The sequence below is a fragment of the Bradyrhizobium sp. 26S5 genome, assembly GCF_036923295.1.
Classification (GTDB): domain Bacteria; phylum Pseudomonadota; class Alphaproteobacteria; order Rhizobiales; family Xanthobacteraceae; genus Bradyrhizobium; species Bradyrhizobium septentrionale.
This window is the reverse complement of record NZ_CP145948.1, coordinates 8,169,152-8,181,962: the sequence shown is the minus strand read 5'-3', so window position 1 is coordinate 8,181,962 and position 12,811 is coordinate 8,169,152. Positions and strand designations below refer to the sequence as shown.

20 protein-coding genes and 1 tRNA gene are annotated in these 12,811 nt (G+C 64.1%); 14 read left to right on the top strand and 7 right to left on the bottom strand.

What is annotated here, in order from left to right; translation table 11 throughout:
• Nucleotides 1–49: 49 nt before the first annotated feature.
• Nucleotides 50–1,546 (bottom strand): tyrosine-type recombinase/integrase, encoded by a 1,497-nt coding sequence (locus V5279_RS38720; RefSeq protein WP_338692143.1) that lies wholly within the window; start codon nt 1,544–1,546, stop codon nt 50–52.
• A 90-nt stretch (nt 1,547–1,636) separates the two neighbouring features.
• Nucleotides 1,637–1,721, bottom strand: a tRNA-Leu gene (locus tag V5279_RS38715).
• 158 nt (nt 1,722–1,879) lie between these two features.
• Here V5279_RS38715 and V5279_RS38710 point away from each other — a divergent pair.
• Entirely contained in the window at nt 1,880–2,452 is a 573-nt protein-coding gene (locus V5279_RS38710; protein ID WP_338692142.1) for a disulfide bond formation protein B, read from the top strand.
• A 37-nt stretch (nt 2,453–2,489) separates the two neighbouring features.
• Here the strand turns inward: V5279_RS38710 and V5279_RS38705 are convergent, their stop codons facing one another.
• Nucleotides 2,490–2,621 (bottom strand): hypothetical protein, encoded by a 132-nt coding sequence (locus V5279_RS38705; protein ID WP_256434592.1) that lies wholly within the window; start codon nt 2,619–2,621, stop codon nt 2,490–2,492.
• Between the two features lie 522 nt (nt 2,622–3,143).
• Here V5279_RS38705 and V5279_RS38700 point away from each other — a divergent pair.
• The 4 genes from V5279_RS38700 to V5279_RS38685 all read left to right on the top strand — a co-directional run bounded on the left by V5279_RS38700 (nt 3,144) and on the right by V5279_RS38685 (nt 4,497).
• A complete protein-coding gene (locus V5279_RS38700) occupies nt 3,144–3,413 on the top strand; it encodes a hypothetical protein (protein ID WP_166307451.1) in 270 nt (89 codons plus the stop codon).
• Nucleotides 3,406–3,702: a hypothetical protein gene (locus tag V5279_RS38695; protein WP_029077633.1), complete on the top strand. Its 297-nt coding sequence runs from the start codon at nt 3,406–3,408 to the stop codon at nt 3,700–3,702. The genes V5279_RS38700 and V5279_RS38695 overlap by 8 nt, the downstream gene beginning before the upstream one ends.
• Nucleotides 3,703–3,739: 37 nt before the next feature.
• Nucleotides 3,740–4,024: a DUF1488 family protein gene (locus tag V5279_RS38690; protein WP_029077632.1), complete on the top strand. Its 285-nt coding sequence runs from the start codon at nt 3,740–3,742 to the stop codon at nt 4,022–4,024.
• A gap of 92 nt (nt 4,025–4,116) precedes the next feature.
• Entirely contained in the window at nt 4,117–4,497 is a 381-nt protein-coding gene (locus tag V5279_RS38685; protein WP_338692141.1) for a hypothetical protein, read from the top strand.
• A gap of 51 nt (nt 4,498–4,548) precedes the next feature.
• Here V5279_RS38685 and V5279_RS38680 read toward each other — a convergent pair whose 3' ends face one another.
• On the bottom strand, nt 4,549–5,634 hold the full coding sequence (locus tag V5279_RS38680) for an AbrB family transcriptional regulator (RefSeq protein ID WP_414645649.1): 1,086 nt from the start codon (nt 5,632–5,634) through the stop codon (nt 4,549–4,551).
• A 146-nt stretch (nt 5,635–5,780) separates the two neighbouring features.
• Nucleotides 5,781–6,056, bottom strand: a complete 276-nt coding sequence (locus tag V5279_RS38675) for a PsiF family protein (RefSeq protein ID WP_029077629.1) — start codon at nt 6,054–6,056, stop codon at nt 5,781–5,783.
• Nucleotides 6,057–6,237: 181 nt separating this feature from the next.
• Between V5279_RS38675 and V5279_RS38670 the strand changes: the two genes are divergently transcribed.
• The gene (locus tag V5279_RS38670; RefSeq protein ID WP_166210739.1) at nt 6,238–6,729 is read left to right on the top strand and encodes a hypothetical protein; all 492 of its coding nucleotides are present in this window, start codon (nt 6,238–6,240) and stop codon (nt 6,727–6,729) included.
• 64 nt (nt 6,730–6,793) lie between these two features.
• Here the strand turns inward: V5279_RS38670 and V5279_RS38665 are convergent, their stop codons facing one another.
• Nucleotides 6,794–7,351, bottom strand: coding sequence for a TetR/AcrR family transcriptional regulator (locus V5279_RS38665; RefSeq protein WP_338692140.1), 558 nt, complete (start codon nt 7,349–7,351; stop codon nt 6,794–6,796).
• A 205-nt stretch (nt 7,352–7,556) separates the two neighbouring features.
• On the opposite strand from V5279_RS38665, the gene V5279_RS38660 reads away from it, so the two are divergent.
• From V5279_RS38660 to V5279_RS38635, 6 genes are all read left to right on the top strand, one after another.
• On the top strand, nt 7,557–7,991 hold the full coding sequence (locus V5279_RS38660) for a thioesterase family protein (RefSeq protein WP_338692139.1): 435 nt from the start codon (nt 7,557–7,559) through the stop codon (nt 7,989–7,991).
• Nucleotides 7,992–7,996: 5 nt separating this feature from the next.
• Complete coding sequence (locus tag V5279_RS38655) at nt 7,997–8,443, top strand: PaaI family thioesterase (RefSeq protein ID WP_338692138.1); 447 nt, start codon at nt 7,997–7,999, stop codon at nt 8,441–8,443.
• Nucleotides 8,444–8,703: 260 nt separating this feature from the next.
• Complete coding sequence (locus V5279_RS38650; protein WP_338692137.1) at nt 8,704–9,090, top strand: CidA/LrgA family protein; 387 nt, start codon at nt 8,704–8,706, stop codon at nt 9,088–9,090.
• Entirely contained in the window at nt 9,087–9,809 is a 723-nt protein-coding gene (locus V5279_RS38645; protein ID WP_166298995.1) for an LrgB family protein, read from the top strand. The genes V5279_RS38650 and V5279_RS38645 overlap by 4 nt, the downstream gene beginning before the upstream one ends.
• A gap of 93 nt (nt 9,810–9,902) precedes the next feature.
• Nucleotides 9,903–10,682 carry a sulfite exporter TauE/SafE family protein gene (locus V5279_RS38640; protein ID WP_166307445.1) on the top strand — a complete coding sequence of 260 codons (780 nt, stop codon included), beginning with the start codon at nt 9,903–9,905 and terminating at the stop codon, nt 10,680–10,682.
• Between the two features lie 36 nt (nt 10,683–10,718).
• Nucleotides 10,719–11,399, top strand: coding sequence for a DsbA family protein (locus V5279_RS38635; RefSeq protein ID WP_338692136.1), 681 nt, complete (start codon nt 10,719–10,721; stop codon nt 11,397–11,399).
• 92 nt (nt 11,400–11,491) lie between these two features.
• Here the strand turns inward: V5279_RS38635 and V5279_RS38630 are convergent, their stop codons facing one another.
• Nucleotides 11,492–11,698 (bottom strand): hypothetical protein, encoded by a 207-nt coding sequence (locus tag V5279_RS38630; protein ID WP_166298993.1) that lies wholly within the window; start codon nt 11,696–11,698, stop codon nt 11,492–11,494.
• A gap of 153 nt (nt 11,699–11,851) precedes the next feature.
• On the opposite strand from V5279_RS38630, the gene V5279_RS38625 reads away from it, so the two are divergent.
• Together V5279_RS38625 and V5279_RS38620 are read left to right on the top strand one after the other, a co-directional pair.
• On the top strand, nt 11,852–12,166 hold the full coding sequence (locus tag V5279_RS38625; RefSeq protein WP_338692135.1) for a hypothetical protein: 315 nt from the start codon (nt 11,852–11,854) through the stop codon (nt 12,164–12,166).
• Complete coding sequence (locus V5279_RS38620; protein ID WP_166298991.1) at nt 12,153–12,806, top strand: nucleotidyl transferase AbiEii/AbiGii toxin family protein; 654 nt, start codon at nt 12,153–12,155, stop codon at nt 12,804–12,806. Before V5279_RS38625 ends, V5279_RS38620 begins: the two co-directional genes overlap by 14 nt.
• Nucleotides 12,807–12,811 lie beyond the last annotated feature (5 nt).

The window sequence follows — 12,811 nt, the reverse complement described above, 5'->3', positions numbered from 1 at the left end:
TTCGAATCGACAGCAAAACAGATGAGGGGTGCGACAAAGGCCGTTGCCGTTAGTTACGCGACTTGATCGGCATCACCTTCTTGGGATCGAGCCATTGGTCGACCCGATCAGCCCAATGCTGCATCAGCTTCGTGCGCGAGCCGATCAGCGCGAGCGGTCCGTGCTTCTTGTAGAGACCTTCCACAGTAGAGTTATCGAGATGCGCGAGCTGCAGCTCGACGACATCGCCATCCCATGCCTTGGCGTCCTTGATCTCTTCGTGGTGAGACAGGGTCGAGAAGGTGGTCCGGAATCCGTGGGCACAATGATCAGTCTTGGTGTCAATGCCAAGCAGCCGCAAGCGCTTGTTGAGCGTGTTGTTTGATAGGGGCGCGTCCTTCGAGCAGGAAAACGTGTACCGGCGATGGCCGGTCAGCTTCTGAACGCTGCGCAGGATTGCGAGTGCCTGCCGTGACAAAGGCACGACGTGGTCCCAACCGGTCTTCATCTTGGCGGCTGGAATAGTCCAGCGTTCGTCATCCCAATCTACCTCGCTCCACTCCATTTCATTGACCATGCCGGGGCGGGGAATGGTCAGCGCATCGAAGCGCAAGGCAAGGCCAACAACGTCACTAAACCTCGCTCTCGTCCACGGTGCGCTGATGAGCTTGAACACGCGCGTCACGTCGCGTGGTTCCGTGACGCCGGGACGCGGCGTCGAAATGTTGGCAATCATCTGCCCATTCAGGTTGCGGAATGGATTGTAGCCGTCGCCTTCGATATCGGCATAGTCGCAGATTTGCTCACCGATGCTGCGCACGCGGTCGCGGGTTTCCAGCTTTCCTTCGGCTTCGTATGAACGCATGAAAGCGAGCACGTCCGGACGCTTGATGTCCTTCCTGCACAGCTTGCCGAAACGAGCCTTGACGTAGGCGACGCGCAGCTCGAGCACCTCGATGGTCTTAGGGTCGCGCACCGCGACGATCCTGCCGCGTCTGACTTTCTCCACTTTCTTCTTCGCGAGCCACTCGTCGGCCCATTGCTCGAAAGGCCGGACTGCCGCCTGCCTGTGCTTGTCGAGCTGCTTCTCGGTGCTCGGGTCTTTGCCTTCCTTGAGCAGATCCTTCGCCTTATCGCGCTCGCGCCGCGCATCGGCGAGCGAGAACGTGCCATCCTTGCCGTTGCCGTAAGGGCCGATGGAGTAGGTTTTCTGACGGCTGTGGAAGCGGTAGCCGATCCGCCAGAGCTTGGAAGCAGCGTTGCCGGGCCGGCTCTGGTCCGGCGTGACGAAGAGATAGAGGCCACCGCCGGTCACGTCGGAAATCTTAGCGGGGCTCCACGCGCCATGGTCGAATTTCGGTCGGGCGGCGCGGCAGTCGACGTCGGTCCTGATCTGCTTGGGATTGGCGCATGCGCCGTCGTTCTTGCCGGCCATCTGCTCAATTCCTTCATTCGGAAAAGCGAAAGTCGCCGTGAACGTTTGTTCTCCCGATACCAACACGATACCAGCAAAAATACCAACAAATCGGTCGGCTGGGATCGGAGGAGAACAAACAGTGACGAACAAGAATGTACGCAGAAGTGCCTATTGTTCAAGGGTTTCCAAGCACTGCGCGGACGGTTGCGGACACTTTGGAACGGGCTTGAACAGCCTAGTTGGTGCCCCTGGCCGGAATCGAACCAGCACTCCTTGCGGAACTCGATTTTGAGTCGAGCGCGTCTACCAGTTCCGCCACAGGGGCATTCGCCAGCTCCAGGCCGGGAAACGGCCGGGGGGTCGCGAAGCGCGGCGGACTATAGCGGCCGGCCCGTCACGGTCAACCCGCGCGGATGTGATTGTCCTGCGCCTCGACAGCGGTATTTTCGCGCGATACGACCCGGATTGAGCATGGGCAGAGCTATGACCCGCCCTGACGATGCTCGCAGGAGGAATGCCGTGACGACCGCCACTGCCCATCCGTCGCATGCTTCCGCCACCGGCAATCCGGCGCTGAGCTCGGCCCTGGCGATTGCCGTGATTGCGGCGGCGACGCTGGCCGGCGCCTGGTTCTTCCAGCTGGTGCTGGAGATCATGCCCTGTCCGCTCTGCCTTGAGCAGCGCTATGCCTATTACCTCGCGCTCCCGCTCGGCGCCGTGGTCGCGTTGGCTGCCGCCCGCGGTGCGCCGCGGTGGCTGCTGCTTGCAGGGCTCGTGATCCTCGGCCTCGCCGCGCTCGCCAATGCCGGGCTCGGCGCCTATCACGCCGGCGTCGAATGGGGTTTTTGGCCGGGGCCGACCGATTGCACCGGACCGCTGGTGGATTTCGGCAAGGCCGGCTCGCTGCTGGACCAGCTCGACAAGGTCAAGGTGATCCGCTGCGATGAGGTGCAGTGGCGCTTCCTCGGCATCTCGCTTGCCGGCTACAACGTGCTGATCTCGCTGCTGATGGCCGCGATCGCCGGCTGGGGCGTAGCGAAGGCGGCCAAGGTCTGACGTGAAGGCCTGACAGAACAGGCCCGACTCAACCGACCTATTTCTTCTTTCCCGGTGCGAAGCTCGGTTGTCCGCCGCCCTTCAGGCTGGGAGCCGCGGCGATCACCTTGACCTTCTCCTTCTTGGGCTTCTTGGCTTCCCGGTTGCTGCGTCGCTCGCCTTTGGACATGACGGTCTCCATTGTGCTTCTCGAGAGGATCGGATCGATCCGCCAAAGCTTGGCCGTGGCGGCAGGCTCTGACGTCGATGTGGATTTGCCTGCGCGAAGCAATGGCGGCTTCGCGAAAACGCGTTAGGTGTGGAGGAGAGCCGCTGCGATCACACCAAAGCAGGCAACAGCGCAACGACGATGGATGCCACGACCCATTCGGCCAGCTGAAATTGCCGCAAGAGATGCTTCCTGTTCATTGCGGCGATAGAGCGCGCGGCCCTCAGTCACCGGCCGATGCCGTGGGACACGCGATGATCGTCGAGCGTAGGCCGATGTCCCCCAAATAGCGAGCGCGAAAGTGTCCGGCAGTGCTGCGGCAACGACGCACAGCATGCAAAGGGCAAGCGGGGCGTCGTTCCGGTCTCGGCAATAGAGCCAGGAAAGCCCAAAAAGCCCAGAAAGCTGTGGCTATTGCGGCCGAAGCGGCGCATGCTGGCCGCGGGGCCGCACCGCCGCAAAACGTTTCGCAAAGGCTGGCCCATGACCATCCGCTCACAACGTGAAGTCGTCACCTTCCGGCATCCATTCCGGATCAGAGGCATCGATCGTGAATTGCCCGCAGGCGCCTATGAGGTCATTACCGACGAAGAGGCGATCGAGGGGCTCTCGTTCGCGGCGTTCCGCCGTGTCGCCACGATGATCATCGTCCCGGCACAGGGCTCGCGCGGACTGGCTACGGAGATGGTGTCGATCGGCTCGGTCGATCTCGCGAACGCCCAGCGTATCGACGCAAGCGCATCCCATGACTGACGAGCCGCTCGACCTCGATCGCCACCGCGGCATGGCGGCGCAGAAGGCCACAGATATTCGTCGCGCGCTGGCGGAAATCGAGACCCACGCGAGGGATCTGCGGGAACGGCAGGCCGCGCTGGAAACCGGCCTGCTGGCAGCACCCGCGACGTCGTGGCCGGAGGTCGCCGCCAAGGCGCGCTACGTCCTGAATCTGTACGCAGCCAGCCTGCCTCCGGAGGACACAAGGCATCGCGATCTGGTGACGGCAATTCTCGAGGATTTTGTCCGGCTCACCGAGCCGCGATGAGCCAGGACCACTGCGCGGCTTTGAAGGAACCGGTCACATGACGCTTAGGCAGGGTCGCTTCATCAGCTACGAGTACGACAGGATGGTCGTGCTGTTTTCGATGCATGACGACCAGAAGGAGATCCATTGCGCGATCTCGACCTCCGCCATGGATGAATTGGAAGGTGGGGCGCTCGGGCGCGCGGGCCACCGCGAGACCCAGTTCATGCGCCTGCGCGAGCGCATCGAAGCCTGCGCCGACGGCAAGTACCAGGCGAAGGAATTCGAGGGAGCGCCGCCCGGGATCGTCCTGCGCAGCATCGATTTCCGGAAGCAAAGATAGCGGCTTCCCTGTGCGAAGGCCCTGATGCATGTCAGGTGTTCCAAGGTGTATCCCGCCGTCACAGTCCCCGACTTTGCGCAACAGACGAGCCTATGCTGATCATCGTGCGCCGCGTCCCCGTTGAGCTGTTGCTGTTGGCCAATGAGACGCTGATGCGTCTCAAGAGCCGGCGCAACCTCATCGCCACGTTGATGAGCGAGCAGCGCCCGAGATACGCGATCGCCGAGATACATGGCGCGAGCTGCCGGCTGACCGCGTTGTGGCGCGCAGTCGCCAGGGAGCGGCTCGAGGAATGGAACGAAGCACAGCCCGATTCGGTCTATGCCCGGATCACCGGGCCCTTGTGGCGCGCTGCAGCGGTTGCGAAACTGCACACCGACCGGGACGAAGAGCTGTGGTTCGATCCCGCGGAGCTGACGGCGTTGGCGCGATCGTTCCGCGATCAGCCGAACCAGTCGACGGCCGAGGCATGATCGGGATTGGCTCTACCCATCCCACGCGTTGGTCCAATCGACGCTTTGAACCTAATCGTCGACGTCGTCCTGCGGCCGTCCGAACAGATGGATGATGCCCGGCGTCGAGATGGTGACGAACAGGAAGCGCGACAGATGGTGCGCGCCGACGAAGATCGGGTCGATGTGCAGCGTCAGCGCCAGCGCCAGCATCGCATCCATCGCGCCGGGCGCGAAGGCGACCACGACGTCGGAGAGCCGCACATGGGTGGTGAAGCCGATCACCGCGACGAACACGGCGGAGATCAGAATCGCGATCGCGAACGAGCCGAGTCCGGCATTGACGTGGCTCAGCAGGGTCGAGGTCTTCATCCGCGCGAAGCGGGTGCCGATCAGCGCGCCGATGCCGACCAGCGCGACGTTGCGGATCCACGGCGGCAGGCCGCCATCGACCAGCCCAGAGCCATGCAGCAGGCTGGAGGCGAGCATCGCGCCGAACATCCAGCTCGCCGGGAATTTCACCCAGCGCAGCAGTAGTGAAACGCCGATCGACCCGGCGATCAGGGCGATGAGGCCGAATGGTGAGGCGACCGAGGTCGGCAATGCCGGCGGCGCGCCGTGCGTCACCCCGGTCAGCGCCAGCACCAGCGGCAGCGCCGCGGTCAGGATGATCACGCGCATGGTCTGCACCACGGCAATCGCCGCGACGTCGGCGCCCTTTTCCGCGGCCAGGATCGTGATCTGCGACAGCGCGCCGGGGCTGCCGGCGAGGAAGGCCGAGGTCTGGTCCCAGCCGTGGACGCGCTGCAGATACAGGCTCGAGCCGAAGGTCGAGCAGAACGTGGCCAGCGCCAGCAGGCCGATGGTGAGCGGATAGGAGCTCATATGCTGCAGCAATTGCTGCGACATCAGCGAGCCCAGCGAAATGCCGAGCAGCAGCAGCACCGACTGCGTCAGCACCGGCGGCACCGCGAGCGGCCGCCCCATCAGCGCGGCGATCGCAACCGCGGCCATCGCCCCCGAGATCAGGCCGCCCGGCAATTCTGCCCACAAAAACAGCAAGCCGCCGCCAGCGCCGATGACGAGTGTCTCGAGCCCGTTCAGAACTTTGCTGCGGTCGGGAATGGCCGTTGCCATCGAAGCGCGGATCAGGGTCACGCCGCCTTATGGCAAATTCGCAACCACGGGACAAATGCATCTCGCGATTGCAGCATTGCGCCGGAAAACGCTGGCGACTCGCCTGGCGCACAGATTTTCACCCTCCCCCGCGGGGGAGGGTGAAGGGCATCAAAGATGCCTCAGCGTTACTTCGTCGCCGCGGGCGCAGCGGCAGCACCGCCCGCCTTCTTGCACTCGGAGCGGAATTTCTTGCGCTCCTTGCCATGCAGGCCCTTGGCGTCGGCCTGCTTCGAGCATTCCAGGGACTCGGCGGTGCGCGGCTTGGCTTCCTTCGGCGCCTTGGTGTCCGCCTTCGGAGCGGCGTCCTTGGCGGCAGGCGCAGCAGTTTGCGCGAAGGCGCCGCCCATCAGCAGCAGGGAGGCAAGGGCGGTTGCGGTCGCGAACGTGGAAATCTTCGTCATGAAGGCACCTCGTGAGGAAAGGAGGCCGAAACGTTGCGCGGCGATGCTGAACCGTGGATGAACGTGCGGCGGTCCCGCCGCCACAATATTTTGAGGGGGAGGCGCGTCCGCGCGTTGTCGCAAGTCCGGGTTGCGCTAGGATAATGGTCTTATGCCAATGCCCCCCAAAGGGAGACCAGGGATGACCATTCAAACCAGATTGTTGTGTGTGATTGCGGTGTCGGGCTTTGCAGCCTTTGCGGCGAGCGCACCGGCGCAGGCCCTGACCGCGCAGGAATGCAGCGCCAAGTACCAGGCGGCCAAGACAGCCGGCACCCTCGCCGGCCAGAAGTGGAATGATTTCCGCAAGGCTCAATGCGGCGCCGACGCGACCCCGGCCGCGGCGCCCGCCGCTCCGCCGCCTGCTGCAGCTGCGCCCCCTCCGGCCGCGCCGAAGGAGGCCAAGAAGGAAGCCGCTCCGGCCGCAGCCCCGGCGCTGCCGGCAGGGCCCGCCGTGTTTCCGAACGCCATCGATCCCAAATATGCCAAGGAGTCCGAAGGCAAGGGACGCATGCATACCTGCGTCGACCAGTACAACGCCAACAAGACCACGGGCGGCAATGGCGGCCTGAAGTGGATCCAGAAGGGCGGCGGCTATTACAGCGAATGCAACAAGCGCCTGAAGGGCGCCTGAGTCAGCCGAAGCGAGTTTGATGAGCGGCCGGCGCGAGCCGGCCGCTTTTCTTTGGGCGCGAGCTCTATTGGCCTTCCGCCAGCAGCTTGTCCGCCGACTGCGCCAGCAGTTGCGCGCGCTTGCGCGGGCCGCGGTCGAGAAACAGCAGGCTCTGGCCGAAGATGAAGCAGTAGAACAGGAAGGCCTGCGCATCGGCCTCCTCGGCCGGCAGCCCGGTGGCGCGATAGAGCTGGCCGACATTCTTCAGCCGCGCGGCATCGACGCTCGCGGCGGCAGTGGCCGCGGCCTCGTCGGTGCGCGCCCATTGCCGGATCGCGAGCTCGACCGCCATCGCCTCGGTGTTCATGCGCTCCGAATAGAGCGTGATGATCGCCTTCAGCCGCTCGCGCGCGCTCGCACCGTCGAGCGCGGTCTGCTTTTCGATCGCGGCGATGCGGCCGTCGCGCCAGCGCGTCAGCATGGCCTCGAGCAGCGCGGCGCGGTCTCTGAAGCGGCGGTAGAAGCCGCCTTTGGTGACGCCGAGATTCTTGGCCAGCACCTCGACCCGCACGCCGTCGACGCCGGTATGGGCGAGTTCGGCAAAGCCGGCCGCGACCCAGACGTCGCCCTTGCTTTCAGTCATGTGATCTCCGCGCACCCTCATGTGCGATGGGAGCGTCATCGCGCACTAATCTCTTGTTTGAGCATGATCTCCGCGCAAACGCGTTGCGTTTGTCGCGAGGGAAAACCGCTTCGCACTTTTCCGGATCATGCTTTGATACGGTACCGTATTGCTAGCCCGCTTTGTCCCTGATACGCTACCGTATCACAAATCGAGGAGGCGTACGATGGAGGGCGAGGCGACCTACCGCGGCACGGTCTATCCGTGGCACTGTGACCACATCGGCCACATGAACGTGATGTGGTATGTCGGCAAGTTCGACGAGGCGAACTGGAACATGTTCGCGCGGATCGGGCTGACGCCGACCTATCTCCGCGAATCCGGCTGCGGCATGGCCGCCGTGCAACAGACCATCTCCTACAAGCGCGAGCTGCTCGCCGGCGATATCATCGAGGTCAAGAGCCGGCTGGTCGAATTCCGCGACAAGTCGATCCGCTTCCTGCATGAGATGCGCAACGCGGAGACCGGCGAGGTCGCCGCGACCTGTGAGGTCGCGGCCGTGCATATCGACCGCGCGGCGCGCAAGTCGGTGCCGTTCGCGCCGGCGATCCGCTACGCCGCGATGCCGCACCTCGTGCCGTCAGAACCTGTGATCGCGTGACCGCCATGCCGCGTTTCGTACCGAAGAATCCCGACTATCGCGCGGTCGCGACCGCGACATTCGCGCGCCAGCGCGCGATGCAGACGCTCGGCATCTCGATCGCGCGCATCGAGCCCGGCGAGGTCGTTCTCGCAATGCCCTATGCGCCGGAGTTCTGCCAGCAGAACGGCTTTGTGCATGCCGGCATCATCACGGCGGGGCTCGACAATGCCTGCGGGATCGCCGCCTTCACGCTGATGGCTGAAGGCGCCGACATCCTCACCGTGGAGTTCAAGACCAATCTCTTGGCACCGGCGCGCGGCGAGCGGTTCGTGTTCCGCGGCGTCGTGGTCAAGCCCGGCCGGACGCTGACCGTCTGCGACGGCCGCGCCTATGCAGTACAGGACGGCGTCGAAACGCTGATCGCGACCATGAGCGGCACGCTGATGGCGCTGCAGCGGCGCGCGCAATAGATTGTGACGAGCAATCTATCCCCGTCATGCTGAGGAGCCGCGTAGCGGCGTCTCGAAGCATCGACGGCCCGGGTGGCCGTGCATCCTTCGAAGCGCGCAAGAGCGCGCACGTCCAGCGACAACAGCGAAGCCGTTGCGCGGGGATGACGGGACTGTGAAGCCGTCGTGCCCAGCATCTGCGCATCCTCCCGAGATCGTCGCATTGACAAGCTCCCGCCACAACGACCTGATACGCGGATGCTTCACGTGAGCGTCTTGTCATGATCGCCAGCCTCAGCCTGATCCTGCTCTGTCAGCTGGTCGGCGAGGTCGGCGTGCGGGCGCTTGGCGTACCGGTGCCGGGGCCGGTGGTCGGGCTGGTGCTCCTGCTGTTGCTGCTCTTGGCGCGCGACCGCTTTCCGGCGCTGGCGCGCGGGCCGCTCGGCGATGACGGTGTCGAGAGCGCGAGCCGCGCCATGCTGGCCAATCTTTCGCTGCTGTTCATACCGGCCGGCGTCGGCGTGGTGCAGAAGCTGGATCTGCTCGCCGAGCACGGCATCGCGATCCTGGTGATCCTCGCGGTTTCGGTCATCGTGACGCTGCTGGCGACGGTCGCCACCTTCGTTGCGGCGAGCAGTCTGCTTCCGCGCGAGGAGGACAGGCCGTGAGCGATAATCCGTTCTCGCTCTGGGTCTATCTCTCGCAGTCGCCGCTGCTCTGGCTGACAGTGACGCTGCTGACCTATGCCGCAACCGATGCGGTGTCGCTGAAGACAAGGCGGCATCCGCTCGCCAATCCCGTGCTGCATTCGCTGTGGATCATCGGCGCATTCCTGCTCGTGACGAAAACCTCCTACACCACCTATTTTGCCGGCGCGCAGTTCGTGCACTTCCTGCTCGGACCTGCGACGGTCGCGCTGGCCGTGCCGCTCTATGAGAACCGCAGGCGGGTCGCGGCTGCGATCCTGCCGATGCTGGTTGCGCTCGCGGTCGGCTCGCTCACCGCGATCGTCTCGGTGGTGCTGCTGGCGCAGGCGTTCGGGCTGCCGCGCGACATCATCCTGTCGCTGGCGCCGAAATCGGTGACCGCCGGCGTCGCGATGGGAATCAGCGAATCCCTGCATGCCGATCCGTCGCTGACGGCGGTGTCGGTGATCCTCACCGGCATCATGGGGGCGATCATCGTCACGCCGCTGATGAACTTCACCGGGATCACCGACTTCCGCGGCCGCGGCTTTGCCGCCGGCATCGCCGCCCATGGCATCGGCACCGCACGCGCCTTCCAGGTCGACGAGGTTGCCGGCGTGTTTGCCGGGATCGCGATGAGCCTGAACGCGCTGGTCACCTCGCTGCTGGTGCCGCTCGCCGTGACCTATCTGGTGCGCTGACTCCGGCTGCAGGGCAGTTTTGTGCTGTTGGTATGGCGTTCTGCAGCAAATCCTTCTAGGGTCGCGGCCTCAAACGTGAGTCTGTTCCCCTTGGTGTTTTCCGCAACTCAAAGCGTGCTTGGGCTGGCATCGGGCATGCTGGTCGGCTTTTCGCTGGGCCTGGTCGGCGGCGGCGGGTCGATCCTTGCCGTGCCGCTGATGGTCTATCTGGTCGGCGTGCCCGAGCCGCATGTCGCAATCGGCACCTCGGCGATCGCGGTCGCGGCCAATGCCGCGATCAACCTCTCCAACCACGCCCGCGGCGGCACCGTGATCTGGTCCTGCGCGCTGGTGTTCGCGCTGTCAGGCATTTGCGGGGCCTTCGGCGGCTCGATCCTCGGCAAGATGCTGGAGGGGCAGAAGCTGCTCGCGCTGTTCTCGCTGGTGATGCTGGCGATTGCGGGCCTGATGCTGAAGACCCGCGCGCGGGTCGGGGTGACCGACGTCAAGATGTCGATGTCCAACATGCCCGCGATCATCGGCCTCGGGCTTGCGACCGGAACCATGTCCGGCTTCTTCGGCATCGGCGGCGGCTTCCTGATCGTGCCGGCCCTGATGCTGGCGACCGGCATGCCGATCATGAACGCGGTCAGTTCCTCGCTGGTCGCCGTTACCGCCTTCGGCATGACCACGGCGTTGAGCTATGCGTGGTCCGGGCTGGTGTCGTGGGGGCTGGCGGGGCTATTCGTCGCCGGCGGCGTCGCAGGCGGCCTGATGGGCACACGCAGCGCCCGGCACCTGTCGGAACGGCGCGGCGCGCTCAATATTGTGTTTGCGACTGTGATTATCGTGGTGGCGATCTATATGCTGCTGCGTAACATCAATGTGTCCTGAACGTAGAAGGGCGAAGTGCCCTTGCGAAAGCTAGCCATGAACCATCTGACGAAATCGCTTCTGACCAACGCCGGCGCGACCCGCCGCGGCGCGCTCGGCCTGCTCGGTGCCGGCATCGCGCTGCTGGCCGCAGGCGGCGCGCGCGCCGAGGACGATAACGTCCTGACCGAGGCCCAGGTGCTGCGCGATCCGGAAATCCCGGTGATCGGCAACCCCAAGGGCGACATCACCATCGTCGAATGGTTCGACTACAACTGCCCGTATTGCCGCAAGCTCGCGCCGGAGCTGCGTCAGGTGGTGCAGGACGACGGCAAGGTCCGCCTCGTGCTGAAGGACTGGCCGATCCTCGGGCCGGTCTCCAAAGTCGCGTCGCGGATGGCGCTGGCGGCAAAATACCAGGACAAGTTCGAGGCCGCGCATGAAGCGATGATCTCGGTCAATTCGCGCATCACCGAGCCGCGCATCGCCGAATTGCTCTCGGGCGCCGGCCTCGACATGGACCGGCTCAAGAAGGATCTCGACGCCAACGCCAAGGCGATCGACGCGATCCTGGCGCGCAACAACGAGCAGGCGCTGGCGTTCGGCTTCAACGGCACGCCCTCGTTCATCGTCGGCAAATATCGTGTGCCGGGTGTGCTCAGCATGGATCAGTTCGAGCAGGTGATCGCCGACGCCCGCAAGGCCAATATGGGCCGCAACAACGAGAAGAACTTGTAACGCCTCATCCGGTAAGACGTTCGCTAGAAACAATCACGGCCTCTCCGGCGCCGGAGAGGCCATTTGCTTTTGTCTCGGCTTGAAACCGACCGTTACTTCTCGGCGACCTTGGTCCACTGCTCGCGGGCGCGCTCCTTCAACAGGTTCCAGTCATGCGCCGCGACGTCCCAATTGACGATGGTGCGCGTGTCCCGCGCGACATCACCATTGGCCACGCTCGACGTCCGCATCGAATCGTAGACATAGACGCCGCAAACCAGCAGCAGCGCACCCAAAATCATGCCGAAAAACGTCCGCATCGCTTAATCCCTCCGGTGTCGGCGGGATAACGCCGCGGGGCTCGGTGTGGTTCCGGATGCCGGCGCGGCAGATCATCAACCTCATCTCCGTTGCGGTACGCCACAAAGGCCGTTCTGCGTGGAAAATGGCGCCTGAATCAGCTATGATAGGCCATGACGGCAACAGGCTTACCGAGCGATCTGTTGGAGCAATTTCGCCGCAAATATTTGTGGTGGAGGCCGGTGGACGGACGGCCATTTTCCGAAGAACGCGTCATCGCCCAGACGATGAATCTCGGAACATACGACGACATTCTTTTGCTTGAGGAGGCAGTCGGCCAGGCCCGTCTCGTCGAGATCATGCGCCACGCCGAGCCGGGCTGGATCAATGATCGTTCGTGGGAATTCTGGCGGGGCCGGCTGACATTTGCCACCCGCTCGGCAATTCCGGACAGGGCTCCCCGCAGGGGATTCCATGCCGCAGTTTGAGCCGCGACTTGATATCCTTCCGGCCGCGCAACGCGAGATATGGCCGGACCTCACTTCGGCGCAACGAATGAAGTTCGTTCTGTATGGGGGGACGGCCGTTGCACTCCAGCTTGGTCATCGTGAATCGCTCGACTTCGATTTCTTCTGCACCGAGCACCTCGACAAAGGACGACTTCGCGCCGAATTCGCGTTCGTCGCCGGCGCTGCGATCCTGCAGGATGCGCCGGACACGTTGGTCGTGCTGGCCGAGACGCCTTCAGGCCCGGTCAAGGTTTCGTTCTTTGGCGGCCTAAAGCTCGGCCGAATCAACGACCCGCTTCAGACCTCCGATGGCGTGCTGCTCGTCGCGTCGCTCGACGATCTGATGGCGACCAAGCTCAAGGCGACGCTGGACCGCGCCGAGGCCAAGGATTACCGGGATATTGCTGCAATGTTGTCCGCGGGCGCTTCGTTGCCGACAGCCTTGAGCGGGTTCAAGAAGATGTTTCACGGCGAGCCCGCGCAGGTGTTGCGGGCAATCGGATTCTTTGGCGATGGAGATCTGAACTCATTGACCGTTGCCGACCGCAATATCCTTTCGAACGCGCGAGATCGCGTAGGCGAGTTGCCCGAACTCCATCTGAAGACCGGGCTCTGTTAAACGGC